Origin of the sequence: Aminobacter anthyllidis, assembly GCF_018555685.1 — a bacterium.
In the GTDB taxonomy this organism is placed as follows: Bacteria; Pseudomonadota; Alphaproteobacteria; order Rhizobiales; family Rhizobiaceae; genus Aminobacter; species Aminobacter anthyllidis.
The window spans coordinates 507911-533620 of the sequence record NZ_JAFLWW010000004.1 but is presented as its reverse complement, the minus strand read 5'-3'; the positions used below and the strand labels follow the sequence as shown (position 1 = coordinate 533620).

The following is a 25710-nucleotide window of genomic DNA, read 5'->3' as shown; positions in this document are numbered from 1 at the left end:
GGGCGACCTCGCAGTCGTTGATCAGAATGTCGATAGGCATGGTCGCCTCGCCAGCACCATTTGTGACCTATCTTCACATCACCTAAATACCGAACTGCATCCGCTCCCGCGAACTATCCGATGAACATGACCTTTACCGCGCTGCCACCAGGATCATGTCGGATGCCTTCTCCGCGATCATGACGGTCGCCGCATGGGTGTTGCCGCATATGATGCGCGGCATGATCGAACCGTCGACAACACGCAGGCCGCGCACGCCATGGACGCGCAATTGAGAGTCGACGACGCTGGTGGCACAATCTGGCCCCATGCGACAGGACCCGACAGCGTGGAGGTTAGATACCGCCTTCTCTCGCAGGAACGAAACGATGTCCGCATCGCTCGCTATGGCACGTCCGGGCTGGATCTCGTCCGCGATATACGGTTGTAGTCCCGGCTGCGCAGCGATCCGCCGCACCAGTCGCACGCCAAAAATCATCGATTGGATATCGTAGTTGGTCTTGAGGAAGTTGAAGCGGATCGATGGCCGTCCGCGGGGGTCGGCACTCGTCACATGCACCGCGCCGCGCGCATCCGGGTTGATGTGGACCGGGCTCAGCGAGAAACCGGGAAATGGGTGCGGCTTGGCGCCGGAAGCGGTGCGCTCGGCCACACTCCAGGCCGTCATGTTGAACTGGATGTCCGGCTTCGATAGCCCTTCCCGGCTGTGCGTGAAGCCGCCGACGTAGATATGGTTGAAAGCAAGCTTGCCAGTACGCGTCAGTAAGTAGCGCGCGCCCTCGAACATCTTACGCGGCCAACTGTTTGCCAAGTCGTTGATAGTGATCGGCTGCGAGCACTTGAACATGAGCTGCGTGTAGAAATGGTCCTGAAGGTTTTCGCCGACGGCGGCCAGTTCCAAGACGGGTTCGATGCCCTGCTCTTTCAACACAGATGGGTTGCCGATGCCGGAATGTTCGAGCAACTGGGGCGAGCCGAACACGCCCGCAGCGACGATAACTTCCGCCTTCGCCCGCACCTCGAAAGTCTGGCCATCTCTTTCATAGACGATACCCGTGACTTGGCTGTCGCGCATGGACAGCCTGAGTACATGCGCCTCGGTCACGACCTTGAGGTTCGGTCGCGCACGCGCCGGCCGGAGATAGGCGCTGGACGCGCTCCATCGGCGGCCCTTGAAAATATTGTAGCGGTAGTAGCCAACGCCCTCCTGCCGCTCCCCGTTGAAGTCATGCGTGTAGGGCAAACCAGCGTTTTGTGCGGCTCGCAGTACGGCTTCGGCCAGTTCATGCTTCTTGGTGTGCGGCTGCACCCTTAGCCCAGTCGGGCCCTCCGCGCGCTCGAAGTACGGTTTCACGTCCTCCCAGCCCCATCCTTCGCAGCCGGCGTCGCGCCACCCATCATAGTCCGCATGGTTACCACGGATGTAAATCATCCCGTTGATCGAGCTTGTACCACCCAAGACCTTGCCGCGCGGCTGGTACATGCTGCGGCCTTGCAGCTCGCCTTCCGCTTCGCTCTCCAGCATCCAGTTGATGCGACGGTCGGCAAAGACGTTGGCGTAGCCGAGAGGAACATGGATCCAGAAATGGCGGTCCTCCGGCCCAGCCTCGACCAGAAGAACCCGGTAGCTGCCGGATTCGGTCAGCCGCGCGGCCAAGACGCAGCCCGCCGAGCCCGCGCCGACTATGATGAAATCGAATTCGCCAGCGTCTTGTATCATGTTGCGCTATCCGAGGTTGAAATTCGGCCGGTTCATATTCCCCAGGCGACACGGCTTGCCGCCGCGTCAACGCGAGGGCTTGTGTCTCACACCCCCGATTGGGAAGCATCAACGGCTTGCGTTCAGAGGCGCTGCCCCATGATACGGCCGATCGTGCCAAAGCGCGCCGTGACGAACACCACCAGCATCGCGATAGCAATGAGCACGGTGGATATCGCAGCCGGGAGGGGGTCGAGATTGTGTTGGATGTACTCGAACATCGCCACCGGTAGCGTCTTGGTTCGCGGCCCAGGAAGAAACAGCGTCACCACCACCTCATCGAAGGAGTTGAGGAAGGCGAAGACGGCGGCGCTCATCATAGACGTTTTCACCGCGGGGATCGTCACCGTGAGGAATGCGACGGGGCGGCTTGCGCCGAGGCTGATCGCCGCCTCCTCGATCGACTTGTCAAACGATTGCAAGCCCGCCACGACGATGATTACGACGAACGGGATCGACAGGACGACGTGGCCGATGAGGAGCGCGGTGAACGATCCGCGTAGGCCCATCGCGCTGAAGAAGATGAGCATCGACAGGCCGGTGACGACGCCTGGTGTTATGAGCGGGGCAGTGTGGAGCGAGTGGATCAATCCTCCAAAGCGCGACGTCATCCGGGTCATCGCAAAGGCAGCCAGACTCCCCGCCACGCCCGCCACTACGGCAGTTACCGACGCCAGCGCCAGGCTGAGCAGCAGCCCGTCCATCAGCCGCCTGTCGTTGAAGAACTCCACATACCAACGCAGCGACCACCCGCTGGGCGGGAACTGCATGAATTGGTCGGCACTAAAGGAGGTGACGATCACAATCAGGATTGGCGCCAATAGGAAGCTGCAAACGAGGATGTTCGCGACCGCCAGGAGATGACGGCTATCCAGGAATGGTCGGCTGGCGCGGGTGATAGGCGCCACCGGCGAAGCGATCGTGCGGTCAGCGTTTTGCACGGAGCATCCTCCCCTGCAGGGCGATCAGCATGAGCACGATCGCGGTCATGATAAAGCTGGTGGCGGCTGCGAACGGCCAGTTCAGCGTCGAGATCGCGTCGGTGAACACCAAGGTCGCGAGTAACTGCCCGGCCCGGCCGCCGCCGCCGATCAGGAGCGGGGTGGCGAAGGCCGCTACCGCCTGCACGAATATCAGCAGCCAGCCAGCAAGAATTCCTGCCCAGCTCAGTGGAATGAGGACATCCTTGACGACATGCCAGGTCGTACCGCCCAGTCCTCGGACGCTCTCCTCCAACTGCGGGTTTATCTGCTGGATCACGCCGAACAGCGAGAAGACGGCAAATGGCGTCAGCACCTGCGTAAGCGCTACAATCACGCCAGTTGTCGTGAACATCAGCGTCAGGGTTGGCAGTCCCAGATACTGGAGAAAAGTGTTGAGGAGACCGTTGTCGGACAGGATCACCATCCAGCCGTAGTTGCGCACGACCAGATTGGTGATGAGCGGTAGCACGACGATGACGACCATCAAGGTCTTCCAGCGCGACTTCGACCGCGCCAGGGTGTAGGCGATCGGATAAGCGATGACTACCGCGATCGTTGCGACAACAGCGGCGACGACCAGCGTTCGACCCAGCACCTCCCAGTAGAACAGGTCAGTGAAGAACTTGACGTAGTTATCAATGACGTAGTGTACCGGCCCGACCTGAGCCGGGCCGTCGAACCTGCGGAACGAATAGCCGAGCATGATCATCAACGGGACGATGAAGAACGCAATCAGCGTCCCGATACTCGGCAGAAGCAGGATGCCGTAATTTGCCGTTGGCGCCTTCTTGGCGCCTGGCGCGGCCGGGGCGGGTCCTTGGGATACGCCAGCCGATGAATGGACCAACTCCGCCATCAGTTTATCTCGACTATCTGGCAGGCATCGGGCGTCCACGACAACCGAATGGTCTGGCCCTCGACGAAGGCGACAGGCGCTTCCGAGCCTGCGTCGTTCTGGACGGAGACCATAAGATCGCGGGTCGGCGTCTTGATCTCGAACACCGTGCGGGCGCCAAGATAGTTGATCCCGGCCACAGTGCCCCTCAACGCGTTCGGCGACGCCTCGGCTTCGCCCTGGCTCGGCGAGATCGTTAGCGTTTCAGGACGAAGGCTAAGCAGCAACTGGCGACCGGGCTCGAGATTGTCGGCCTTGCGGATGCACGCCTCGAAGCCGCAGTCTGCGCGGAACACGAGCAAACCGTCTACGTTCGCTGCGTGCACGATCTCTCCTTTGAAAAGGTTAGTCTCGCCGATAAAGCTTGCCACGAAGGACGTCTTCGGCTGGCGATAGATGCTGGAAGGCGTTCCTTCCTGCTCGACATTGCCCTTGTTCATCACCACGATGTGGTCCGACATTGATAGGGCCTCTTCCTGATCATGTGTGACCAGGACAGTGGTCATGCCGATCTGGCGCTGCAGGTGCCGGATCTCCAAGCGCATGCGCTGGCGCAATTTTGCGTCAAGCGCCGAAAGCGGCTCGTCGAGCAGCAAAATCTTCGGGCGGATGACGATGGCGCGGGCAAGCGCAACACGCTGCTGCTGGCCGCCTGACAGTTCATTTGGCAGTCGATCCCCGAACTGGCCGAGATCTACGAGCTGCAGCGCTTCGCGCACGCGCTGGACGCGCTCCTCCTTGGGCACGCCGCGGCGCTTGAGGCCATAGGCGACGTTGTCGGATACCCTGAGATGCGGAAACAGGCTGTAGCTTTGGAAGACGATCCCGATTTCGCGCTTGTTCGGCGGCGTGTAGGTGACATCCTTGCCGTCGATGACAATTTGGCCGGCGGTCGGAAATTCGAAGCCGGCGATCATACGTAGCGTGGTGGTCTTGCCGCAGCCGCTCGGCCCCAGCAGTGTGACCAGCTGGTTCTTCTGGACGGCAAGCTCGACATTCTCGACGGCAGCGACGCTGCCGAAATACTTCTGCACACCGGCGAGCCGCAGCACGATTTCGCTGGGCTGCGCGTTGGAAAGCTCTGCCATCGGTTTCCTCCCTGGCATTCCGACTTGCGAGAGGGCCTCCCTGTCGGTTTGGGGCAGGCCACGGCTCGTTCGCTCGGCAACTTGGTTCACCTAGCAGCCCTGTTAGGCTGGCACTGGTTTACCTATTTCAACAGTTCCTGCGGCTCCAGGATCGTGCCGTTGGGCGACCTGTAGAACACCACCTTGCGACGGCCGAGCTCGCCGATGTCGACGGAGTAAGGCCCTTTGAACGGCTCGATGCCCTGGCGAGACAGGTGTGCGACCAACTCGTCCAGATCGTCGACCATGAACGCGACGTGGCTGATGCCTCCTGGGTGCGGCTCGCTCAGGTCCGCATCGTAGGCGAGCGATGAGAAGAAGAAGAACTTCACGCCATTAAACTCGACCGCCGGCACTTTTTTGGGGCCGCTCGCCGAGCGAGAGCGGTCCATGTAGAAGGTCCGGTCGGGGTTGAAAGCCGCGAAGAAGGTGCTTTCTGCCGCGACGTCCGGCGCCTTCACGCCGAGGTTGAAGATCTGCTTGAGCCGGGGTTCGGTCGTTGTTTGTTCGGTAGTCATATTAGGTCCTTTAGGAGCCGGTCGGGGACAGGCGAGTGGAATTCACGAAGCGGGTGCGGGTGCAGGAGCAGGCGTCTGCTGGCGCATCAGCGACGTCAGTCCACCGTCGATCACGAGAATAGAGCCCGTTACGAAGCCGGCCTCCTCGGAGGCCAGATATGCGATCGCAGCGCCGATCTCCTCAGGCTTAGCGACGCGTCCGACCGGCACACTCGATTCCAGGCGCTGCCGGCGTCCAGGATTGTTGGCCCACAGGTCGAGCGAGAGCGGCGTCTCGGTCGGTCCCGGGGCGACGACGTTCACAGTGATGCCTTGCAGGGCGAGTTCCCGGGCGGCTGACAACGCCAGACCGTTGATCGCGGCCTTGGCGGCGGAATAGGCCGGCCAGCCCATGCCGTAGATGCCGGACGACGAGCCCAGGCAGATCATGCGGCCGTATTTATTCAGCAGCATCAAGCGCTTGGCGTGCTTCATGCAGAGGAACGTGCCGGTGACATTGATGTCCATCACTCGCCGCCAGTCCTCCACCGGAATGTCGGCGAGTTCCTTATGGAAATCGACGCCAGCTGAATTGACGAGCACGTCGAGGCGGCCGAATCTGACTTCCGTCTGCTGCATTGCCGAGCGTACGGACTCCTCGTCTGACACGTCGACCCGCAGCGCCAATGCGCCAGCGCCGATCTGCGCCGCCTCTTCAGCGACACCGCGCGCCTTTACCTCGTCGATGTCAGCTATAACTACATCCATGCCCGAGCGGGCGAAGATCAGCGTGGCAGCGCGGCCGATTCCGGACCCGCCGCCGGTCACGAATGCAACCCGGCGGGCCATCACGCGTAAGACCCGAGCTGGAACTCGACAAGATTGCCGCCCGGGTCGACCATGAACACCTGGTGCTTGCCGGGGATGCCGTGCGGCGACCAGTCCATCCATTTTACGCCGGCCTTGGTGAGTCGCTCCGTTATCTCCTTGATCGATTCCACGCTGTCGACCTCAAAGGCGAAGTGCGCCTTGAGCGGATCGATCTCCAGGGCCAGACGCGGCGCCAGCGAGTCGTCACGCTGCACGATGTGAATCTCTTTGTCGTCGATGCGCAGCCATTTGTAAGAGTTCGGATCGATGCTCTTCGCGCCCGGCGTGTGCATCGGCTCCAGGCCGACGACTTCGCGGTAAAAGCGCGCGAGTTCATGCGAATCGTCGGCCATCACGGCGACGTGGTTGAGTTTCAGCTTCATCTGCAAAATCTCCCTGGACGCGTTGCGTTGGCAATACGATTGCGCAGCTTTCGTTCTATGTCAATGGCATTGACTTACGATTCTGACGCTGGAGCCTGAACCAAGATGCCATGTGAAACCGTCGCCAGGATGCCCTCAATCATGACATCGTCCACCGCATGAAGTCCGGTGAGAAGCCGGAAAATGAGCGGGCCGAACAGAACGTCAACGATCAGGTCCGCATCAGTGTGAGCGGCAAGATCGCCGCGTGCGATCCCCTTGCGAATGATTTTGTGGAGAACTTCGCGGCGCTCGGCGAAGAAGCGGCTGTGGAATTCCTCGATGCGGTTGTTTTGCTGCGCCTCTACGAGCAGAGAGATGTATGTGTAACCAAGACCGCCATTCTGGAGGATCGCGGCGAACTGGGTCATCAGCGAACGAAAATCGTTGATCGCTGAACCTGTGTCCGGTGTCAGCAATTCCTCGTTGAAAATACGCAGGATCGCGTCCATCGCGACCGAGTGCTTCGACTCCCACCAGCGATAGACCGTGCCCTTGCTGACGCGCGCTTCGGCGACGACGGCATCGACGGTTAGGCCCGCCAGCCCGTGCGTCCGCAACAGGCGTATCACAGCGGCCATGATGGCTTTCTGCGACCTGCCGGAGCGCGGTCGGCCAGGCCGTCGCTGCACGACAGCATCCGGCGTGTCGTCGCGCGGTCGTTCTTCGTCTGCTTGCACAGCCATAACGCTTATTGATCCTTCTGAACGCGGCCTTCGCTTACCGACCGCCTTGCGGCAACTTCACCCGCCGTCTCCTACACCACAAGAACCCTCTTGCTATTAATTATGGTAATGGTAGTATCATAATTGTCTGCAGCACAGGCGACACGCAATCGCTGTCGAGCCGATGCAGCATCAGGCCATCCTCATGAACCATGTCGAAAGCCACCTCATGTCCGACACAAAACAATTTCCAGGAACGTCCGCCGAAGCCGCGCCGATGGCATCTGGCTGTCCCTTCCACGCCGCTGCGACAGCGCCGGACTTCGCCATTCTGCGCGAGCATCCACTTCATCCGCCGGAGCAGCTAAAAGATCTTCGCCAGCGGCCTGGCCCGACCAAGGTCCGCCTATGGGACGGGTCTGAAACCTGGATCGCCACTCATTACGAAGACGTGCGCGAGGTGCTCGCCGATCCGCGCTTCAGCACGGTGACAACGCGTCCGGGCTATCCTTTCGTCAGCCAGCAGCGGCGTGACGTGCTTGTCAACGGCCGCCCCAATTTCACTTTCATGGATCCGCCCGACCACACCAAGTTCCGGCGCACCATGGCCCGAATGTTCACAGTTGAGCGGTTCTCACGGATGCGCCCGTTCGTGCAGACCGTCGTGGACGATTTGTTCGACGCGATGGAGCGCAAAGGCGCTCCCGCCAACTTCGTCGACGATTTCGCGTTGCAGGTTCCGGTCCGGGTTCTGGCGCAACTGGTCGGCATCCCGAAGGAAGGCCAGGAGTTGTTTCTGCAAGCCGGAAAGGACCGCTTCGACTTGAGCGGTGATGCCACCTTGTCCCATGGATCCGGTGAGGTGCTCTGGAACTATCTCGATAGCCTGCTGGCCGAGAACGAGCGCACCCCCGGCGACGGCGATGAGGTCATCACGCGCCTGGTCGTTGACCAGATCGCTACCGGCAAGTTCAGCCGCGATGACGCCATCTTGGTGATCAACCAGCTGCTGGTGGCAGGGTTTGACACCACCGCCAGCACGATCACAATGGGAACCTTGGCGCTGCTGGAGAACCCGGACCAGTTTGCCAAGCTGAAGTCCGATCAGGCGGCTGTAGAGAACGCAGTGCACGAGATCCTGCGCTATGCCAGCGTCCTTCAGTTCCACTCGTCGCGAGTTGCCAGGGAGGATGTCGAAGTCGGCGGCAAGCTGATCAAGGCCGGCGAAGGAATGCTCGCGCTGCTGCACGCCGCTAACAGGGATCCGGCCGAGTTCCCAGAGCCGGACAAGTTCGACATCGAGCGCCACGCCGCCCATCACGTGGCGTTTTCCTACGGCATCCACCAGTGCCTCGGGCAGTCGCTCGCACGGTTAGAGCTGCAGGTGGTCTTTTCGACATTGGCCAAGCGCTTCCCGAACCTGCGGCTGGTGAAGCCGCTCAACGAGATCGAGTTCGCTGCGCACAGTCTGGCCTACGGCCCGCACGAATTCCAGATCGAATGGTAGTCCAGCCGGCATCACAAGAGGAGACGAAGGGAATGCGTATCAAGGTTGATGTTGAGAAGTGCATCGGGGCGGGCCAATGCGTCAACGCCGCGCCGGCCGTCTTCGCGCAGAACGAAGACGACGGAATGGTTGTCCTGCTGAACCAGGCGCCACCGGAGTCCATGGCGGCGGGCGTGCGTTCGGCGATCCGGCTCTGCCCGGCGCGCGCTATTGTGTTCGACGACTGATTTTCGGCACGGAACTCGCGCACGAAAACAAACGGGAGGATTCATGTCGACTTCGGCTGGAATTGTTGTGGTTGGCGGCGGGCAGGCTGGCTTCCAGCTGCAGCAGGCTCTCAGGTCGCAGGGGTTCGACGGCAGGATCAGCTTGCTCGCCGATGAGCCGTTCCTCCCTTATCAGCGTCCGCCGCTATCAAAGGCCTATTTGAAGGGTGAGGCGACGGACGACGACCTGGCGTTTGCGACTGCGGACTTCTACCGTGACAGCGGCGTCGAGATAATAGAGGATCGCGCGGCTGCCATCGATCCACGTACGAAGACCGTCACGCTCAGCCGAGCTGGTTCACTATCCTTTGACCGCCTGATTCTAGCGACAGGTGCGAGAAACCGGCGCCTTCCCGGTCTAGAAGGCGTGCACGGCCTGGTGTCGCTCCGGACGCTCGCCAACGCGCAGGAGCTGCGCGACCGGCTACTCGCCACTGGCGACATTGTAATCATCGGAGCAGGCTATCTCGGCCTCGAGGTCGCCTCCGTCAGCGCCGACATGGGCGCATCAGTGCGCGTAATCGAAATGGCACCAAGGTTGATGAGCCGCAGCGCCTCACCGGCGGTCTCGCGCCTGTTCCAGGAGCGACTGGAGGCGCGCGGCGTCCGTTTCGAGCTTGCGAGCAGCGGCGTCCGCGTACTGCACCACGGTGGCCAGGTGACCGGCGTCGAGTGGAACGGTGGTTCTGTCCGAACGAAGCTGGTGTTGGCATGTATCGGCGTGGATCCGAATACGGAGCTTGCACGTGATGCCGGCCTAGATGTTGCCAATGGGATCCTGACGGACGGTTATCTGCGGACTGCTGTTCCGGAAATCTATGCCATCGGCGACTGCGCGGCCTATCCGAACATCCATTTCGGTCAGACGGTTCGTCTCGAATCCGTCCAGAATGCCGTCGACCAGGCGAATTGCGTGGCGGCGGCGATTGTCGGGGAAGCCCGGCCCTATGCCAGCCTCCCGTGGTTCTGGAGTGAGCAGGCGGGCATGAAGCTCCAGATAGCAGGCAACACCACCGGGCAGGCACAGGAAATCGTCGTGGACGGTGACCACCAAGCGGGGGCCTTGTCGGCCTTCCATTTCCGCGATGACGTCCTTGTCGGCGTGGAATCCGTCAACCGGCCGAAAGACCATATGCTGGCGAGGAAAATCCTTCGTTCCAGACAGGTCATTTCTGCGGCAATGCTGCCGCAGCTACTTGCCCCGGCGCCCGCCGCCTGAGACAGCAGGGCCTTGCGGGTCAGATAGTTGCAGTGACGCGCTTCTCCGACCAGATTTCCGCCAGAAGTTCGTAAGACCGTTGCCGCGCGGCCGGGTCGAACAGCGTCGCTGACACGATGAGCTCGTCGGCTTTCGTCATATCGATGAAGCCATCGAGCCCCTGCCTCACGACATCGGGAGTGCCGACGAACGAATAGCGGAGCATCGATGCGACTTGCGCCTGCTCTTTGGCCGTCGAGTAATCGGCTAGGTCGTCCACTGGCGGTGGCAGCTTGCGCGGATCGCCGCGGACAACGTTAACAAAGCGCCGCTGGATCGTCGTGAACAGGCGTTCGGCCTCTCGCTGCGACTCTGCCACCACCACGTTGACACCGAGCATCACATAAGGACCGTCGAGTTGGGGTGAGGCAACGAAGTTGGCACGGTAAGCAGCGATAGCTTCCAGAAGCGCCGAAGGCGCGAAATGCGACGCGAAGGCGAATGGGAGGCCCAGCGAGGCGGCGGCAGCCGCGCCCGATTCGCTCGATCCGAGCACCCACATCGGCAGGTCGAGACCACCTCCGGGCACCGCTTGCACAACCTGCTCGGGGATCACCTCGCCGAAATAGCGACGGAGTTCCATCACTTCCTGCGGAAATTCCTGCGCTCTTGCCCCATCTCGCCGCAGGGCGCGCGCGGTGAACTGATCCGTTCCCGGCGCACGCCCAAGGCCCAGATCGATGCGGCCTGGATAAAGGCACTCCAGCGTTCCGAATTGTTCGGCGACCATCAGCGGTGCATGGTTGGGAAGCATAATGCCGCCTGCACCGACACGGATCGTGCTCGTATGCGCGGCGATGAATCCGATGACCGTACCTGTCGCCGCGCCAGCCGCCCCAATCATGTTGTGGTGCTCGGCGATCCAGTATCGCTCGTAGCCCAAACGTTCCGCCGCCTGTGCGAGCGTCAGCGAATTGCGGAGCGCCTCGCCGGGCGTCGCTCCTTCTGGCACCGGCACGATGTCTAGTATCGAAAGCTTGGTCATGGGGTTTCTCCAACGTCAGAGCAACATGACGATTGGCAGAGTGCTGGACGCAAGTCAATCTTATTGACTTGCGCCCAGCACTGCGTCATTTATTGACCTTAGCTCGGTCTTTGGCGGAGCGGCGAACGCGGTTTCGGGAGGAAGTCATGGCGGTCCGCAAGAGAAGCCTGAGGCGGTCGAAGTTGGTGGTCAAGGGCGGAGAATGGCACGCTCTCGTCGCCGCCAGCGCTTCGGACGCCGACATCGTGCATCTCGAACTCGAGGCGGGTTTCCCGCCCGAAATGCGGCCGCAGGCATTGGAGAACACACGCCGTGCGCTGGATGAACTCGATTGGTCGAACAAGGAAGCCTGGGTGCGCTTCCGGCCCATCGATAATCCGCAGACAAGGGAAGAGCTTGCCTGCATTCTCGGCGGCCGGCCGCATTTGGTCTATTGCGCGAAGGTCAAGTCGGCGCGCGACATTGTCATACTCGACCACGCCGTGACGCAGTGCGAGGAGCAGCTAGGTATTCAATCCGGTTCAACCGAGATCGGTGCTGTCATCGAAAGGGTCGAGGCGCTTGCTAACGTCAAGGCGATCGCTAACGCCAGTCCGCGAATGGGCGCAATCATGTTCGGCGCAAATGACATGGCGCTCGACTTCGGTTATCGCCGCACAGGGATCGTAGGGATAGATCATGAGACGCTCTACATCCGCAGCAGGATGGTGCTCGCCGGCCGGCTCGCCAACATCGACATACTCGATGCGGCCTACATGCGCGACGATCTGGAAGGAGGCGAAGCCGATGCAGCGTTTAGTGCAAGAATGGGTTTCACTGGCAAGACTGCGATCTCGGCGCGGCACATCGCCGGCATCCACCGTGCTTTCTTGCCTACTGAAAAAGAGCTCGTATGGGCGCGGGAAATAGTTGCCGCCGCTTCAAATCCCGACCCCGATAAGCGACGATTTGACAACGAGCTGGTCGGTGCGGCCGATATCGCAAGGGCCAACATGCTCGTGGGCCGGGCATCGCGGTGAACCCCGCAACTGTTCGAAAGTTGATCGCATCGCGTCAAAATCTCGGCTGACCTTCGTGTTGTCGTCCTCGCTCAGCGCCGCAGTGTAGGCGCGGCTGCTCTATTCTGAAATAGCCGAAGATCCTAGGTAGGGCATTTCAGCGCTTGCCCTGAGGACCCGGCGAACTGGGCGGGAAGATCGACGCAAGACGAAGGCATCGTGCGTCGTAGGAATCGATCATAGAAGTCGAACATCCGCACGAGTTCGCGGGGTCGGGGCGTGCGAACTGCCCCCGTGTTCGTCACGCAGCGATGGGTACACTGCTGGCATCGTCTAGTTTCTTGACCTCGTCCGGCGAGAGAACAATGCCGGCAGCCTTTGAAAAACTCTCGACCTGTTTGACCGAGGTCGCGCTTGCAATCGGCGCGGTCACGCCTTTGCGCGCCATCAGCCATGCCAACGAAACTTCCGCCGGCGTTGCATGGTGGTTCGCGCCGATCGCATCCAGGGCATCGAGGACAGCCCAGCCGCGAGACGTGAAATAGCGCGTCATCCGCGCACCGCGGGCTGACTTGCCACAGTCCTCCAGCGAGCGGTACTTACCTGACAAAAAGCCTCCAGCGAGACCATAATAATTCACGACGCCGATGTCTTCCGCGATGCTCAGGTCGCGCAGTGCGCCATCGAAGGTCTCGTGGCTGTAGAGATTGTATTCTGGCTGCAGCACCTGGTAGGCGGGCAAGCCCTGCGTGCGCGCCGCGCCGAGCGCGGTGGCCAGTTGTACCGCGTTGAAGTTCGACGCGCCGATGGCCTTGACCTTCCCCGCCTCGATGAGCTTCGCATAAGCAGAGAGGGTCTCGTCATGAGGCGTGAGGGGATCGGGCCAGTGAGAGAAATAAACGTCAATCGCTTCGACACCGAGCCGCTTTAGGGACTGTTCGACCGCTTTAGATATCCAGCTTTCCGACAGTCCACGCGTACGCGAAGCTCCGTCCGTTCCTGACCCGACTTTGGTGAAGATGACGATTTTGTCGCGCGCCAACGGCCGTGCCTTGAGCCAGGCGCCGATGATGGACTCGGATTCACCGCCTTTGTTGCCGGGGACCCAGGCGGTATAGACGTCAGCAGTGTCGATAGCGTTGAAGCCATGGTCGAAAAAGGCGTCGAGAACGTCGAACGAAACCTTCCGGTCGATGGTCCAACCGAAAACGTTGCCGCCAAGGACCAGTGGTGAAATCTTTAGCCCCGTCCTACCAAGCTTACGCTTCTCCATGATTTCTTCCTCCGTTGGATGCACGGCTGTTGCCCACAAAACTGGGCAGCAGTCCATCGACGTTTGCAAACGCCATGGCCGGCAGCGAGATGCCACCGGCCATTTGAACATCGCGCAGCCGGTTACTTGCTGACGATCTCTTTGGTGTAGCGCTCGACCCACTGCGCCTGATTGGCGGCGATCTCGCCCCAGTCTGGCGATAGCGAATTCTTCATGGCGTCGCCCTGAGGGAGAAGCTCCCGTACGTTCTGCGACACTTCAATGTCCTTAACCGTCGGGATCTGGCCGATGCGATCGGCCATCAACTTCTGCACCTCGGGCGACAGGAGATAGTTCACATAGGCCTCCGCAAGATCTTTCTTTTGCGTACCCTTTGTCACACCAACTGCGTTGCCGATGAAGACAGTGCCACTTGCCGGATAGGTCGCGCCGACAGGGGCGCCCTTCAGCGCCTGGTCGATTGTGCGGTCGGAAGACGATACCGCTAGCCAGGCTTGCCCAGAATTCATGAGATTGAAATTCTGGTCGAAGCTCGTCCAGTAGGTCATGACATTCGGAGCAATCTTCTTGAGCTCGCTAATGGCCGGGTCGATGTTCTTCACGTCGCCGCCGCCTGCGTTGTTGAACTCCTCGATCAACATAACCGCGAAGGTGCTGCTGGCGGCCGGCAGGATGAGCCTGCCCTTGTATTTGGGGTCGGCAAGGTCAGCCCATGTCTTAGGCAGGTCCTCGGGCTTCAACTTGTCCTTGTTGTAGGTGATGTTCATTGCTGCGAGCGACATCAGCATGAAAGCGTCGTTCTTGCGCCGACCGGTGGGCATCAGGGTCTCAAGCGCCGGAACGCCTTTGACACTCAGCGGCTCCAGCAAGCCTTCCTTTTCGAGCACCGTGCCCCAGGTCTCCGCGACCATCCAAACGTCTGATTCCTGGTTGCCAGCATTGGCGCGCATCTTGGCGACCGTGTCGGAGGACAAGCTCTCGAACATCGAAAGCTTTGCGTTGTATTTTTTCTCGAATGGCTCGGCGATGTCGCGGAAAAACTTGCCAGCGGTGCCGGTTAGCGTCTGGACGACCAGTTCTTCGCCCTTGAAGTCGCGCGGGGCTTCCTGTGCGAGCGCTGCCTGCGGCAACGCTACCCCCGCGAACAGACCACCTGCTATCAGCATGCCGGCCAAACGCCTGTTGATTGTCACTACCATGACTACCTCCCAGTTATGATGATTGAATGAGAAAATGGGACGGGACTAACGAAACCACCTCGCCGTCCTATGCACGTCGCGGATCAGACCGAGGAACGCGACGTTGCTTCTTAACGCCCGGGCTCCGAGCCGACACTCGATGGTTGGTTAGCAGAGCTTTGCAAAGACCTCCCTGATTGCCCTTTGCGGCCTGAGATTGACGCGCCTGCTTTCGTATGTCAATGACGTTGACTTAGAAATGTTGTGGCGTTCCAGTCGGGCTCGCGAGCCGTCAGGAGCGATACCGAAGTGCGTGAGAACGGTGCGGGATGAGCCGATGAAACAGAGCCTTGTCGTCAAGGCACCACTAGTCGATACGCATGCGCATATATTCCGCCGCGACCTGCCATTCATTGCCGGCGCGCCGAATCCCTTTGAACGCGACTACACGGCTGAGGACTACGTTCGCGAGCTCGACACGGCCGGTGTTAGCTACGGCGTTATCGCGGCGGCTAGCTTTCTTGGGTCGTATCATGACTATACGCTGGCTGCGCTCGCGCGACATCGCCGGCTGCGCGCCACGGTGATCGTCGGACCCGACGCGCCGCAAGCCGATCTGCGAGAGATGAACCAGGCGGGCGTAGTTGGAATTCGTTTGGCCACGGGCAATATGGCTAGCCCGCCAGACCTCCGTTCGCCAGACTATCGGCGCTTGCTGGGCATCGTTGCCGAACTCGATTGGCACGTCCATGTCTACGGCAGGCGCGACCACCTGCCACCTATGCTGGACGCACTGGACTCCGCCGGAGTGAAAACAGTGGTCGACCATTTCGGCGCGCGGGACAACGAGGCGGGGCTGGAGTCCGAGAGCTTCAAGGCGATCCTGCGTGCCATGCGCAAAGGACGCACGTGGGTGAAGCTATCGGGCCCCTATCTGTCCGAAGAGCTCGATCACCGGGCGATGGCGGCGCGGCTCCTGTCCGAAGCCGGTCCCACGCGGCTGCTATGGGCCAGCGACTGGCCATTCGTTAAACTGAATGGCAAGTTGACTTACTGTCAGACGATCGAATGGCTGAATGACTGGGTGCCGAACGAAGCGGTTCGTCTCCAGATGGGCAAGAATGCGCTCGAACTCTATCGGCTGCCCCGAGCGGCCTGACGCGCGGCTGCCGTGTCAGTATCCGGAGTTGGTACCACCTGCCGCCGGGCTGGCGCGCACAAGCTCCCGCCACCTGCCGACTGAAGCGCTGGCTGCGGCCGCTAGCAATCGGGTATCGCCTGACACCGTCGTCATATCGAAACCCCAACCAATGGCGCGAGCCGCATAGTCCGGTGTGCCACAATGGAGACAGGCGCGCAGCCCATTCGCGTGGCAGACGGCGAGGATATGTTGGATAAGATCAATCATTTCCGGTTCCTCGCGATCAAAGCCGGGGGCCAGGCGGCCCTTTTGTGTTCCCAAGGCAAGGTCCGACGGCCCGATATAGATGCCAGCGAGCCCGGGAGTGGCGGCGATCGCCTCGAGATTTTCCACGCCGTCCTGCGTCTCTATCATCGCGAATGCTAGCACTTCCACGTTCGCCTCAAGGCCGTAACCGTTATACGCGATTGTGGCTCGGGTTGGACCGAAACTGCGCTGCCCTAGCGGCGGGTACTTGGTGTAGCTGACAAATTCCGCAGCCTCCGCCGCCGAATTGACCATTGGGCAGATGATCCCCTGCGCGCCAGCGTCAAGTGCTTTCATGATTATGCCTGGCTCGCGCCAGGGTACCCGGACAATCGGTGTGACGTCGTAACCTCGCAGCACCTGCAGCATAGGCAGCGCGGCCCCGTAGTCCAGCGCGCCATGCTGCATGTCGATCGTGATCGCATCGTAGCCTTGGGTCGCCATGATCTCGGCGGTGAAGGCGTTGCCTATTGACAGCCATCCATTCAGCACGGGTCGGCCGGCTGCCCATATCCGTTTGAGATTGTTCTCCAGCATCGGGTGCTCCCTCACTCGTGCGGCGACCCTTGCAGTGGGCGCGGAATGCCGCCTTCCCGCAGAACTGCCCTTCAGTTTGCCTATCTAACAGTGCTGCACCATAAGTCAACGGGCTTGACTTGTGAGTCGTGGCTGGTGCAGAGTCGGACCAAGGCTGCCGCAACCAGGCGGCGCGCCCTTCTGGCGCAGACGGCTTCAATCAAACCTGCAGGGAGCAAGGATCTTGGACGAAAAAGTGAGAACTGCCGAACCGCATCTGGACGAGCTGTTCAATATCGGTCTGAAAGCTCCGAAGCTCGACGAAGAGCTCAAGTTCCTTTCTGCCTTCAACCCAGACAGGACCTATAAGGTGCAATTTGGCCCGAAGCAGATCGACGCAGTTGAATTAGGCGGTGTGAAATTCTTCCTGTTCCAGGCGCTGTCTTATGACGAGTATTTGCCTGCACCGCATCCTGGCGGAGTAGGCCACGTCTCCTTCATGGTTGACGATCTGGACGAACTTCTTGAGCATCTTGAGCGCCACGGCATCAAGCCATTTCGCGGCCCTTATGAAGGCCAGCTCGGCGAACTGGGCAAGCGCATGGTTGCGATGTTCCGGTCGCCTAACGGAACGCTGGTCAGCACCATACCCCGCAACCCTTCGAAGCAGGCATGAGGGACTAACCAGCGCCTCGCTTGATGCAGAGCGAAAAGCCGCATAAACAGTCGCGAGGCCGCTTGAGGAGGCATTTCCGCAGCATGTCAGTTGTCTCCACTTCCGAAAAGATGCGAAGCCCGTCTATGAAAGCCAAAAACGCCAAGGTCGAAATCGCCTCCGAAGAGCTATCAGATAAGCGGCGGAAACCGACCGCCATCACCGGGCTCCAGATTGCGGAATTTCTGGCGAACAACCCTCGCGGCGCGAGGTTGGGCGACATCGCTACCGCAATCCAGATGGACCCAGGCCAAACCCATCGCATGGTCAACACCATGCTGGAGGACGGCTGGGTCATCCCCGTCGGCGACAACGGCTCCTATTCACTTTCGGCACGCGTGATCCGGCTTGGCGCGACCTATATCGGTCGGCTGGACCTCGCCGAACACGCCCAGCCCTTCTTGAACGAACTCGCCGAGAAGTCCGGTGAGTCGGTATTTATCGGCGAATTGCGCAAGGACGCGGTCGTCTGCGTGGGGCGGCGCGTCGCCGACCGCACGCTGAGGGTGTGGACAGAGATGGGAGATTCCTGGCCGCTCGCGGGGACCGCCGTGGGTACGGCCATTCTCGCCGCTCGCTTCGTGCGGCTGAACAGCGACCGCAAAGGGGCCAGCGAGGAAATCGCCGATGCCTTGCGCCTTGGATATGCGCGCGATTATGGACGCTACCGCGAGGGCGTTCAGGCGGTTGCCGCGCCCATCTCCGACGCGTCCGGTTTCGAAGTGGGCGCCATCGCGCTCTCAGGTCCCGTGAGCCGCATCGGCGACAAGGAAACCGAGAAGATGGGAGCGCTGGCCTATGAGGCTGCGAAAGCCATCTCAGAGCGGATCGGCTATATAGGCAACCCTCTTGGCGAATGAGGTTTGCTCAGCACACAATAACTCGCATGGGCACGGAGCCAACGGGTTTCCAAACTAGCTGAACGACTTGCCCCGTTTGCTGCGCGTGTGACAATGCAGTGGCACCGGCGCCAATGCGCCCAGGCTACAGGCTCCGTCATCGATGTGTGCTGGCATGAGCGTTCCCGCCGAGATCGGCGCTGCTGGAATAGCGGCGCTGAATCCCGTTGGGAAGTTCGGCCGTTTGATCGTTTTAGACCTAAAGGCGAACGGACGTTGTTCGCCTTACCAAGGCTGGTTGGCAGGCCCGACTGTGAACTCGTTGATTGTGGTGTCTTCGGGGGCATCCACTGCATATTCGACGACGCTGGCGATGCGGTCCGGCGAGATACCGTATTGGTCGTAAATCTTGCTCATCGCATCGGAGAGGCTGGGATCGCTGATCGTGCCCAGCAGTTCGGTGTTGATGGCTGCCGGATAGATGTTCGTGGTGCGAATGTTGGTGCCTTCCATCGCAGACTCCATGCGCAGGACTTCAAGGAAGTTGCGCACGAACCACTTAGTGCCGCCATACACCGCACCGCCGGGATAGGCCTTGAGACCGGCGACCGAGGACGTGGCGATCACCTGACCGGATTTTTGCTCCACAAAAGTCGGCAGCACGGCTGCCAGGCCATAGAGGACGCCCTTGATGTTCACGTCGACCATTTGATGCCACTCGTTCGTCTTGAGGGCAGACAGCGACGAGTTCGGCATGATGCCGGCGTTGAGGAACATGACATCGACCCGCCCGAACTTTTCCTTGGCGAGCGCGACGATGGCGTTGTTGTCGGTCTGCGTTGTGACGTCGAGTTCCTGATAGACCGCTTCTCCACCGCCCTGAACGATGTCGTCCGCAATGGTTTTGAGCTTGTCCGCGCGGCGCGCGCCAAGGACAACCTTGGCACCCCGGCTGGCCAGCAGCCGTGCGGTTGCTTCGCCGATGCCCGACGATGCACCAGTGATAATCACTACCTTGTCTTTGATCATTTGCAATCTCTTGCTGCAGTGCTCGGTCAGGACGCTCCTGACCAGTGATTGCATCATTTCATATGACATCTGCAGGCAGGTAGAACGATCCCGCAAAATTCTTGCCCGATACTCCAAAACATTCAAATTGCAAGCGACAGCGAAACGGACCCGATATATGGACGTTTTATGACCATCATGGAGACCCACATGCCTGCTGGCGACTGCACGGAGCCCAGCATAGCCGCGCACGGTGCACTTCAACGCAAGCTGGCTGAAGCCATTGAAAAACGGACAGCGGGCGAGGACGACCGTGTCACGGCCATAGCGAACCTCTCCTTTTTTCGACGCGAACAGCTCGCGGGCCCAATCCCCTGTCTGATCGAGCCTAGTATCGTGTTTGTCGCCCAGGGCGCCAAACAGTTACTGATCGGAGAACATGCCTACACCTATGATACCGAGCGCTTCCTGATAGCATCGCTCGACCTGCCGGGCAGTTCGCAGGTGCTGGAAGGTAGCCCCGAAAAGCCTTGCCTCGGATTGGCGCTGCGTCTCGACCTTCGAGTCATTTCCGAGCTTGTGGCCCATGTCCGTCTGCCACCGTCTCGCGAGCGGATGTGTGACAGCAGCACGGCCCTCGGCAAAGTCACGCCAGCCCTCATGGAGCCCTTCGTCCGATTATTGACCCTACTGGACCAGGCAGATGAAATAGAGGTGCTGGCACCCATGATCGAGCGTGAAATCCACTACCGCCTTCTTAAGAGCGATGTGGCGGGGCGTCTGCTGCAGATCGCATCGGTCGGCAGTCAGAGCCACCGTATTGCCAGGGCAATCGATTGGATGAAGGTGAACTACACCCGGCAGTTAAGCATCGAAGAACTGACGAATTACGTCCAAATGAGCGCATCCAGCCTGCACCATCATTTCCGCCAGCTCACCGCCATGAGCCCGCTACAGTACCAGAAGTGGTTGCGGCTCAACGAGGCTCGCCGCCTGATGCTAAACGAGAATCTGGACGCGGCTGGGGCTGCTTTCAATGTTGGATACGAAAGCCCCTCTCAGTTCAGCCGCGAGTATAGCCGCCTTTTTGGTGCGCCGCCTAAGCGTGATATTGGCACGCTGCGTGAACGCGCTGGCAGCGTGAGCGCGCGGGTCATGCCCAACGCGTAGCAGGTCAAAATCCTACAACCAGCGCTCCGATAAGAGCTTAGTTGGACAGATTGGCATACCAGCGCGTGTACAAATGTCCGCAGTATCTCACTGACCACCTGGGGCCGACAGGCCACTTCCCACCACTCCGCAACATTGCCGCAAGACTGACGGCCCGTTGAAAGCGGAAACGATTTCCGGCTGAACTGGGGCCGGTAACGGACCGTCGGCTTTGAGTGCACGGCGAAGCGAATGCCGCCGTTCGTCTATCCAGAGTAGTCGTCCATTGCCGAGTTAGAGCCCCTTCCTGCGTCGGACTGTCGAACGGCGCGACATTCCCCCCTCCCCCGTCACTGCCGCCTTTCGCGCCTTTGCAGTTGAGCAAATCCCGGCCATGGTTGCAGAGCATCTGGGAACGCTCAATGGCGCATGACTTCGGCAATGTTGTGCATCGGCTTGTCGCCGCGCGACTGGCGCAGCCCGGCGAGAATTGCAGTGCCTATCCTACGGCGCAAGTCGCGACCCTACACAGCCGGTGATTGCGCCGGACGCGTAGAAGGCTTTGAAGTCATTCTCTGGCAGACTCCCAACCGGAAGGTTCATTGCGGCCTGGGCGTCTCGCTGGCGTCAGTGGGCAAGATTGTCGGTGAGGAAAGAAAGGAGAGGCTGGACAATGCGCGCTTCGCTCTTCTCCTCACCTATGACCACGATCTCGGTCATCGGAAGTGCAGGCCACTGATCCGAGGGGCGGATGACCTGCATTCCGTCCTGAACGAATGATCTCCCCAGCACGGTAACCCCGAAACCACCGGCGACGGCTGCGCGCGCGCCGGCCAAGCTGTTGGTCGTGCAGGCCACATACCAATCGCGCCGAACCGAATCGAGCGCCTTGATTGCCACGCCGCGGTAGGTGCAAGGGGCTGGCAAGAGAACCAGCGGTACCGCTTCGCTTGCATCGCGATCATATTGGTTGGACGAGATCCACATCAACGGCTCACGCCAGATGACCCTGCCACGCTGAGCGCGCCCATCTTTTTTCGCGATGACGATGTCCAGCCTGTCCTCGTCATAAGCCGCCAAGAGGTTACAACTGAGGCCAGTCATCAGTTCGAGCCTCACTGCGGGACACAAGCTGGCAAATTTCGACAACAAGGCGGGCAGATGGTGTGGCACGAAATCTTCCGAAATGCCGATACGCAGCCGTTCCACGTCAACAGAATCGACGAGATTGCGAACCGCCAGGTCGTTGAACTCGAGCATGCGCCTTGCCGCCGAAAGAAGGCGCTCCCCCTCGCCCGTAAGGATAAGAGACCGGCTTGTCCTCTTGAAAAGCGGTCGCCCCAACAGGTCCTCCAGCCGGAGGATCTTTTGGCTGACGGCGGACTGCGATCGCCCGACGACATCAGCGGCGGCGGTAAAGCTGCCTGTTTCGGCGACCGTCGTGAATGCCCGGAGAAGATCGATCTCTAGATCGGGATATCTCATTGCGGCCCCTGCGTGTCATCTAAGCGCAACCATAAGCTAGAAGCGTTCCAGATCGATAGCATTAGATTTATGCGTTTCCTCTCATGCGGCGCTGACGGCACAGTCCCAAAAGACGAAACGTGTTGGGAATCGTGAATGCGTGCAATGGTCTTGGGGGCTTTCGGAGGCCCGGATAACGTCAACCTTGCCAGGGTTGAGACACCTCGACCTGCCCCAGGAGAGGTCCTGGTGCGCGTGCGGGCAGCGTCCGTGAACCCGGTCGACGTCCGTATCCGGAACGGACTTCCTATCGGACCTGCTTTGCCGGCGGTGCTGGGCGCCGATCTTGCCGGTACCGTGGAAGCCGTAAGCGAAGGCGTGACCCACTTGGTGCCAGGCGACGAGGTATATGGCTGCGCCGGCGGCGTGAAAGGCCTAGGTGGAACTTTCGCTGAATACATCGCCGCCGATGCTCGTCTGCTGGCGCCGAAGCCAAAAAACCTTTTGATGGTCGAGGCAGCGGCGCTGCCCTTGGTATCGATCACCGCATGGCACTGCATAACGCGCGCAGACGTTTGCGCTTCAGACCATGTCCTGGTGCACGGTGGCTGCGGCGGCGTTGGCCATATCGCCATCCAGTTGGCAAAAGCACGTGGTGCACGCGTCGCAGCAAGCGTCTCTTCACCGGAAAAGGCAGCGGTAGCCCGCAAATTGGGTGCCGACGACACGATCCTCTATCCAAGTGAACCGGTGCAGCACTACGTCCAAAGGCTGACTGCGGGGCATGGGTTCCATGTCGTCGTCGATACGGTCGGCGGCAACTGCCTTGACCATTCCTTGCAGGCAGCCGCGCCGCTCGGTCGCGTTGTCGCAACGGCCGCGCGAAGCACCCACGATCTGTCGCCGATGCATGGCAAGGCGCTGTCTCTCCACGTTGTGTTCATGCTGATCCCCCTGCTTTCAGGTATCGGCAGGGAAGAGCATGGCCGGATCCTTCGCGAACTGACGACCTTGGTCGAAAACGGGGTGGTTCGCCCATTGATCGATCCCGAACGCTTCACTCTGGACAGGCTGCCCGATGCCTTCCGCCGTCTCGAAAGTGGGCAGGCGCTTGGCAAGGTCGTTGTTGAAATAGCTGGACACTTCGATGCATGAAACGCCCGCAACCTCGCAACGCCTTGACATGCACAAGGCAGCAGAAGCAATTCTGAGTGCCGAACGCGATGCGGTGAGCATGCAACCGCTCAGTGGCGAACACCCAGATCTCACGCTCGATGATGCATATCTCATCCAGAACCTGCTTAACCACATTCGCCAGAAGCAGGGGATTCGTTTCGCCGGCCACAAGATCGGTCTGACTTGGCGCTCGACCCAAATCGCATGCGCCCTGACTGAACCTATCCGGGGAAGAATCCTGAGCGACGCCGTCTTCGACAGCGGCTCCACGATGTCAGCTGCACGGTTCGTGAAACCACATATCGAAATGGAACTGGCCTTCGTCATGGGGCGTGACATCGATATGCCAGGCGTGACATTAGATGAGGTGCTGCAGGCTACGGACTTTGTGGTCCCTGCCCTGGAACTTGTCGACCATCGAATGGCTCCGCCACGAATTGTCGCTGACACGGTTGCCGACAATTCCGCCTTCGCCGCGGTAATCCTTTCCGAACGGCGCTTCCGTCCACACGACATTGATACCTCTTGGGTCGGCGCGATGCTGTCGCGCAACGGCGTCGTGGAGGAAACCGGCATTTCAGCAATCGGAATGGGCCATCCGGCCGCCTGTGTCGCTTGGCTTGCAAACGCGCTGATCGAGGCCGGAGAGCGCCTTTGCAAGGGAGACATTGTCATGTCTGGAGCGTTCGCAAGAGCGGTAACCGTCTCGGACGGCGACTTTTTTGAAGCGGATTTTGGACCATACGGAAGCATCAAGGCATCGTTTTGAAGTACACCCCAGCTTTTTGGTCGGCCCCTACTGTCTACTCACCAGCCACCACAATCGCGCAACGCCACGATTTCGTGGCGCCGACATCCCCCAGGGAGGAGGATCTAATGAGCAATCGCAACCATGATGAAAAGCCGATACCAGCCGCGGTCGCGCAGATGGCCCGAATGGCCAAGGCCGGCGGCATGGACCGGCGCGAGTTTCTGACCATCGCCAGCACGATGGGACTAAGTGCTGCGACCGCCTATGCACTTGCGGGCCTGGCACTGCCTGTACCTGCGCGGGCGGCAACCCCGCAAAAGGGCGGCGTGCTCAGGGTTGCGATGCCCGTCAAGGAACTGAAGGATCCGCGTACTTTCGACTGGGGCGAGATGGGCAATCTCGGCAGGCAGTTTATCGAGCCCTTTGTCAAATACACCGCCAACTACACGTTCGAGCCCATGCTTCTCGAAAGCTGGGACGTCAACGACGATGCGACGCAGTACGTGCTGCATCTGCGCAAAGGCGTGAAATGGAACAATGGAGACGACTTCACAGCGGAGGATGCGATATTCAACATCAATCGCTGGTGTGACAAGAAGACCCCGGGCAATTCGATGGCTGGGCGCATGGCCGCACTTATCGATCCCGCAACCGGTAAAGCGCGAGCGGACGCCATCGCCAGGGTTGACGATCATACGGTCAAGCTGTCTTTGTCGAAATCGGACATCTCGCTGATTGCGAACTTCGCCGATTTTCCCGCACTCATCGTCCACCGCAGTTACGAGGAAACGGGTTCCGATCTGGTGACGCACCCCATTGGGACAGGGCCGTTTGAACTCGTCTCCTTCGAAACGTCGGTACGTGCCGTCTACAAACGCCGGGACGGCTGGTGGGGCGGCGAAACCTACCTGGATGGCGTCGAGTTCATTGACTACGGCACCGATCCCAATGCACTCGCCAGTGCATTCGAAGCAGGCGAAGTCGACGCCAATTTCGAAACCACCGGCGATCAGATTCAAGTGCTGGATTCAATGGGGCTTGCCCGCAGCGAAGCTCCCACCGCAGCGACCGCTGTTGCCCGGTTCAATGTGAGAAACAAGCCCTACGACGATCAGCGCGTGCGCAACGCAATGCAACTCGCCGTCGACAATGCTGCAGTCCTGACGCTTGGGTATAGCGGCCGCGGCAATGTCGCCGAAAACCATCATGTCTGCCCAATTCACCCCGAGTACTTCCCTTTGCCGAAGCTGGAGCGGAATCTCGAAAAGGCTGCGGCCCTGATGCAGGAAGCCGGCATGGTGGATTTCGAACATGAACTGATCAGCAGCGATGACGATTGGCATCGGGGGACGGCCGACGCGATCGCGGGGCAGTTACGAGAAGCGGGCTTCAAGGTCAAGCGAACCGTGCTGCCTAGTTCCACATTCTGGAATGACTGGACGAAGTTTCCGTTTTCGCTGACCGGGTGGACGATGCGTCCTCTGGGCGTCCAGATCCTTGCGCTCGCGTATCGGAGCGGTGAGGCCTGGAACGAAACCGGGTTTGCCAACGATGAGTTCGATACAAAACTAAACGAGGCGCTTTCGATTTCCGATGTCGACAAACGTCGCAACGCCATGGAAGACATCGAAAAGATCCTCCAAGGGTCAGGGGTGATCATCCAGCCCTACTGGCGCAAGGTCTTTGCCCACTTCATCCCAAAGGTCAAAGACCATCATGCTCATCCGCTTCTCCAAATTCAGCTCGAGAAGGTGTGGCTCGAACCCTGAAGTCGCGCACCGCCGGGCCGGGCATGACGGACTCGCCTGCCACAATCACCTAGGGACCGCTGCCGATGTCAGTTTTTGGGCGAACGGCAGCAGCTACGGTGCTCATCGACCGGAGACCAAGCTTGGCACTACGCGCTTTGCGGTTATTCCGCCAAGTAAGGTTTTTGGAAGACGACATCCAAGCGTGAGTGAC

25 protein-coding genes are annotated in these 25710 nt (G+C 60.2%); 11 read left to right on the top strand and 14 right to left on the bottom strand.

The annotated features are described in order from the left end of the window. Window positions 1-133 precede the first annotated feature (133 nt). The 8 genes from J1C56_RS16330 to J1C56_RS16295 all read right to left on the bottom strand — a co-directional run bounded on the left by J1C56_RS16330 (window position 134) and on the right by J1C56_RS16295 (window position 7239). Complete coding sequence (locus J1C56_RS16330) at window positions 134-1720, bottom strand: GMC family oxidoreductase (protein WP_214391101.1); 1587 nt, start codon at window positions 1718-1720, stop codon at window positions 134-136. A gap of 122 nt (window positions 1721-1842) precedes the next feature. Further along, complete coding sequence (locus tag J1C56_RS32935) at window positions 1843-2700, bottom strand: ABC transporter permease (protein WP_214391100.1); 858 nt, start codon at window positions 2698-2700, stop codon at window positions 1843-1845. Next, entirely contained in the window at window positions 2687-3598 is a 912-nt protein-coding gene (locus J1C56_RS16320; protein WP_214391099.1) for an ABC transporter permease, read from the bottom strand. Before J1C56_RS16320 ends, J1C56_RS32935 begins: the two co-directional genes overlap by 14 nt. Further along, window positions 3598-4725 (bottom strand): ABC transporter ATP-binding protein, encoded by a 1128-nt coding sequence (locus J1C56_RS16315; protein ID WP_214391098.1) that lies wholly within the window; start codon window positions 4723-4725, stop codon window positions 3598-3600. Before J1C56_RS16315 ends, J1C56_RS16320 begins: the two co-directional genes overlap by 1 nt. 122 nt (window positions 4726-4847) lie before the next feature. Then, a complete protein-coding gene (locus J1C56_RS16310; protein ID WP_214391097.1) occupies window positions 4848-5282 on the bottom strand; it encodes a VOC family protein in 435 nt (144 codons plus the stop codon). A gap of 42 nt (window positions 5283-5324) precedes the next feature. Further along, a complete protein-coding gene (locus tag J1C56_RS16305; protein ID WP_214391096.1) occupies window positions 5325-6089 on the bottom strand; it encodes an SDR family NAD(P)-dependent oxidoreductase in 765 nt (254 codons plus the stop codon). 20 nt (window positions 6090-6109) lie between these two features. Further along, complete coding sequence (locus tag J1C56_RS16300) at window positions 6110-6514, bottom strand: VOC family protein (protein WP_214391095.1); 405 nt, start codon at window positions 6512-6514, stop codon at window positions 6110-6112. Window positions 6515-6588: 74 nt separating this feature from the next. Further along, window positions 6589-7239, bottom strand: coding sequence for a TetR/AcrR family transcriptional regulator (locus tag J1C56_RS16295; protein ID WP_214391094.1), 651 nt, complete (start codon window positions 7237-7239; stop codon window positions 6589-6591). 184 nt (window positions 7240-7423) lie between these two features. Between J1C56_RS16295 and J1C56_RS16290 the strand changes: the two genes are divergently transcribed. Genes J1C56_RS16290 through J1C56_RS16280 form a run of 3 tightly spaced genes read left to right on the top strand, consistent with a single transcriptional unit; the run spans window position 7424 to window position 10210 of the window. After that, window positions 7424-8725, top strand: coding sequence for a cytochrome P450 (locus J1C56_RS16290; RefSeq protein ID WP_214391093.1), 1302 nt, complete (start codon window positions 7424-7426; stop codon window positions 8723-8725). Between the two features lie 32 nt (window positions 8726-8757). Further along, window positions 8758-8952 (top strand): ferredoxin, encoded by a 195-nt coding sequence (locus J1C56_RS16285; RefSeq protein ID WP_214391092.1) that lies wholly within the window; start codon window positions 8758-8760, stop codon window positions 8950-8952. 43 nt (window positions 8953-8995) lie between these two features. Further along, the gene (locus J1C56_RS16280) at window positions 8996-10210 is read left to right on the top strand and encodes an NAD(P)/FAD-dependent oxidoreductase (protein WP_214391091.1); all 1215 of its coding nucleotides are present in this window, start codon (window positions 8996-8998) and stop codon (window positions 10208-10210) included. 19 nt (window positions 10211-10229) lie between these two features. Here J1C56_RS16280 and J1C56_RS16275 read toward each other — a convergent pair whose 3' ends face one another. Continuing rightward, window positions 10230-11234, bottom strand: coding sequence for an LLM class flavin-dependent oxidoreductase (locus tag J1C56_RS16275; RefSeq protein WP_214391090.1), 1005 nt, complete (start codon window positions 11232-11234; stop codon window positions 10230-10232). A 146-nt stretch (window positions 11235-11380) separates the two neighbouring features. On the opposite strand from J1C56_RS16275, the gene J1C56_RS16270 reads away from it, so the two are divergent. Then, window positions 11381-12253, top strand: coding sequence for an HpcH/HpaI aldolase/citrate lyase family protein (locus J1C56_RS16270; protein WP_214391089.1), 873 nt, complete (start codon window positions 11381-11383; stop codon window positions 12251-12253). A 280-nt stretch (window positions 12254-12533) separates the two neighbouring features. On the opposite strand, the gene J1C56_RS16265 is transcribed toward J1C56_RS16270, so the two are convergent. Continuing rightward, window positions 12534-13505, bottom strand: coding sequence for an aldo/keto reductase (locus J1C56_RS16265; RefSeq protein WP_214391088.1), 972 nt, complete (start codon window positions 13503-13505; stop codon window positions 12534-12536). A gap of 122 nt (window positions 13506-13627) precedes the next feature. After that, on the bottom strand, window positions 13628-14704 hold the full coding sequence (locus tag J1C56_RS16260) for an ABC transporter substrate-binding protein (protein ID WP_214391087.1): 1077 nt from the start codon (window positions 14702-14704) through the stop codon (window positions 13628-13630). A 316-nt stretch (window positions 14705-15020) separates the two neighbouring features. On the opposite strand from J1C56_RS16260, the gene J1C56_RS16255 reads away from it, so the two are divergent. Continuing rightward, window positions 15021-15842 (top strand): amidohydrolase family protein, encoded by an 822-nt coding sequence (locus J1C56_RS16255; RefSeq protein WP_214391086.1) that lies wholly within the window; start codon window positions 15021-15023, stop codon window positions 15840-15842. Between the two features lie 15 nt (window positions 15843-15857). Here J1C56_RS16255 and J1C56_RS16250 read toward each other — a convergent pair whose 3' ends face one another. Next, window positions 15858-16667: an HpcH/HpaI aldolase family protein gene (locus tag J1C56_RS16250; RefSeq protein ID WP_214391085.1), complete on the bottom strand. Its 810-nt coding sequence runs from the start codon at window positions 16665-16667 to the stop codon at window positions 15858-15860. A gap of 223 nt (window positions 16668-16890) precedes the next feature. Here J1C56_RS16250 and J1C56_RS16245 point away from each other — a divergent pair, with 223 nt between their 5' ends. Together J1C56_RS16245 and J1C56_RS16240 are read left to right on the top strand one after the other, a co-directional pair. Next, entirely contained in the window at window positions 16891-17322 is a 432-nt protein-coding gene (locus J1C56_RS16245) for a VOC family protein (protein WP_214391084.1), read from the top strand. Between the two features lie 125 nt (window positions 17323-17447). Then, window positions 17448-18221, top strand: a complete 774-nt coding sequence (locus J1C56_RS16240; protein ID WP_214391083.1) for an IclR family transcriptional regulator — start codon at window positions 17448-17450, stop codon at window positions 18219-18221. Between the two features lie 264 nt (window positions 18222-18485). Here the strand turns inward: J1C56_RS16240 and J1C56_RS16235 are convergent, their stop codons facing one another. Beyond that, window positions 18486-19229 (bottom strand): SDR family oxidoreductase, encoded by a 744-nt coding sequence (locus J1C56_RS16235; RefSeq protein WP_214391082.1) that lies wholly within the window; start codon window positions 19227-19229, stop codon window positions 18486-18488. Between the two features lie 189 nt (window positions 19230-19418). Between J1C56_RS16235 and J1C56_RS16230 the strand changes: the two genes are divergently transcribed. Next, complete coding sequence (locus tag J1C56_RS16230) at window positions 19419-20378, top strand: AraC family transcriptional regulator (RefSeq protein ID WP_214391081.1); 960 nt, start codon at window positions 19419-19421, stop codon at window positions 20376-20378. 606 nt (window positions 20379-20984) lie between these two features. On the opposite strand, the gene J1C56_RS16225 is transcribed toward J1C56_RS16230, so the two are convergent. Continuing rightward, window positions 20985-21842: a LysR substrate-binding domain-containing protein gene (locus tag J1C56_RS16225; RefSeq protein WP_214391080.1), complete on the bottom strand. Its 858-nt coding sequence runs from the start codon at window positions 21840-21842 to the stop codon at window positions 20985-20987. Window positions 21843-21977: 135 nt separating this feature from the next. On the opposite strand from J1C56_RS16225, the gene J1C56_RS16220 reads away from it, so the two are divergent. The 3 genes from J1C56_RS16220 to J1C56_RS16210 all read left to right on the top strand — a co-directional run bounded on the left by J1C56_RS16220 (window position 21978) and on the right by J1C56_RS16210 (window position 25517). After that, window positions 21978-22976 carry a zinc-dependent alcohol dehydrogenase family protein gene (locus J1C56_RS16220; protein WP_338001454.1) on the top strand — a complete coding sequence of 333 codons (999 nt, stop codon included), beginning with the start codon at window positions 21978-21980 and terminating at the stop codon, window positions 22974-22976. Next, a complete protein-coding gene (locus J1C56_RS16215; protein WP_246591444.1) occupies window positions 22969-23766 on the top strand; it encodes a 2-keto-4-pentenoate hydratase in 798 nt (265 codons plus the stop codon). The genes J1C56_RS16220 and J1C56_RS16215 overlap by 8 nt, the downstream gene beginning before the upstream one ends. Before the next feature lie 107 nt (window positions 23767-23873). Beyond that, the gene (locus tag J1C56_RS16210) at window positions 23874-25517 is read left to right on the top strand and encodes an ABC transporter substrate-binding protein (RefSeq protein WP_214391079.1); all 1644 of its coding nucleotides are present in this window, start codon (window positions 23874-23876) and stop codon (window positions 25515-25517) included. Window positions 25518-25710: the final 193 nt, after the last annotated feature.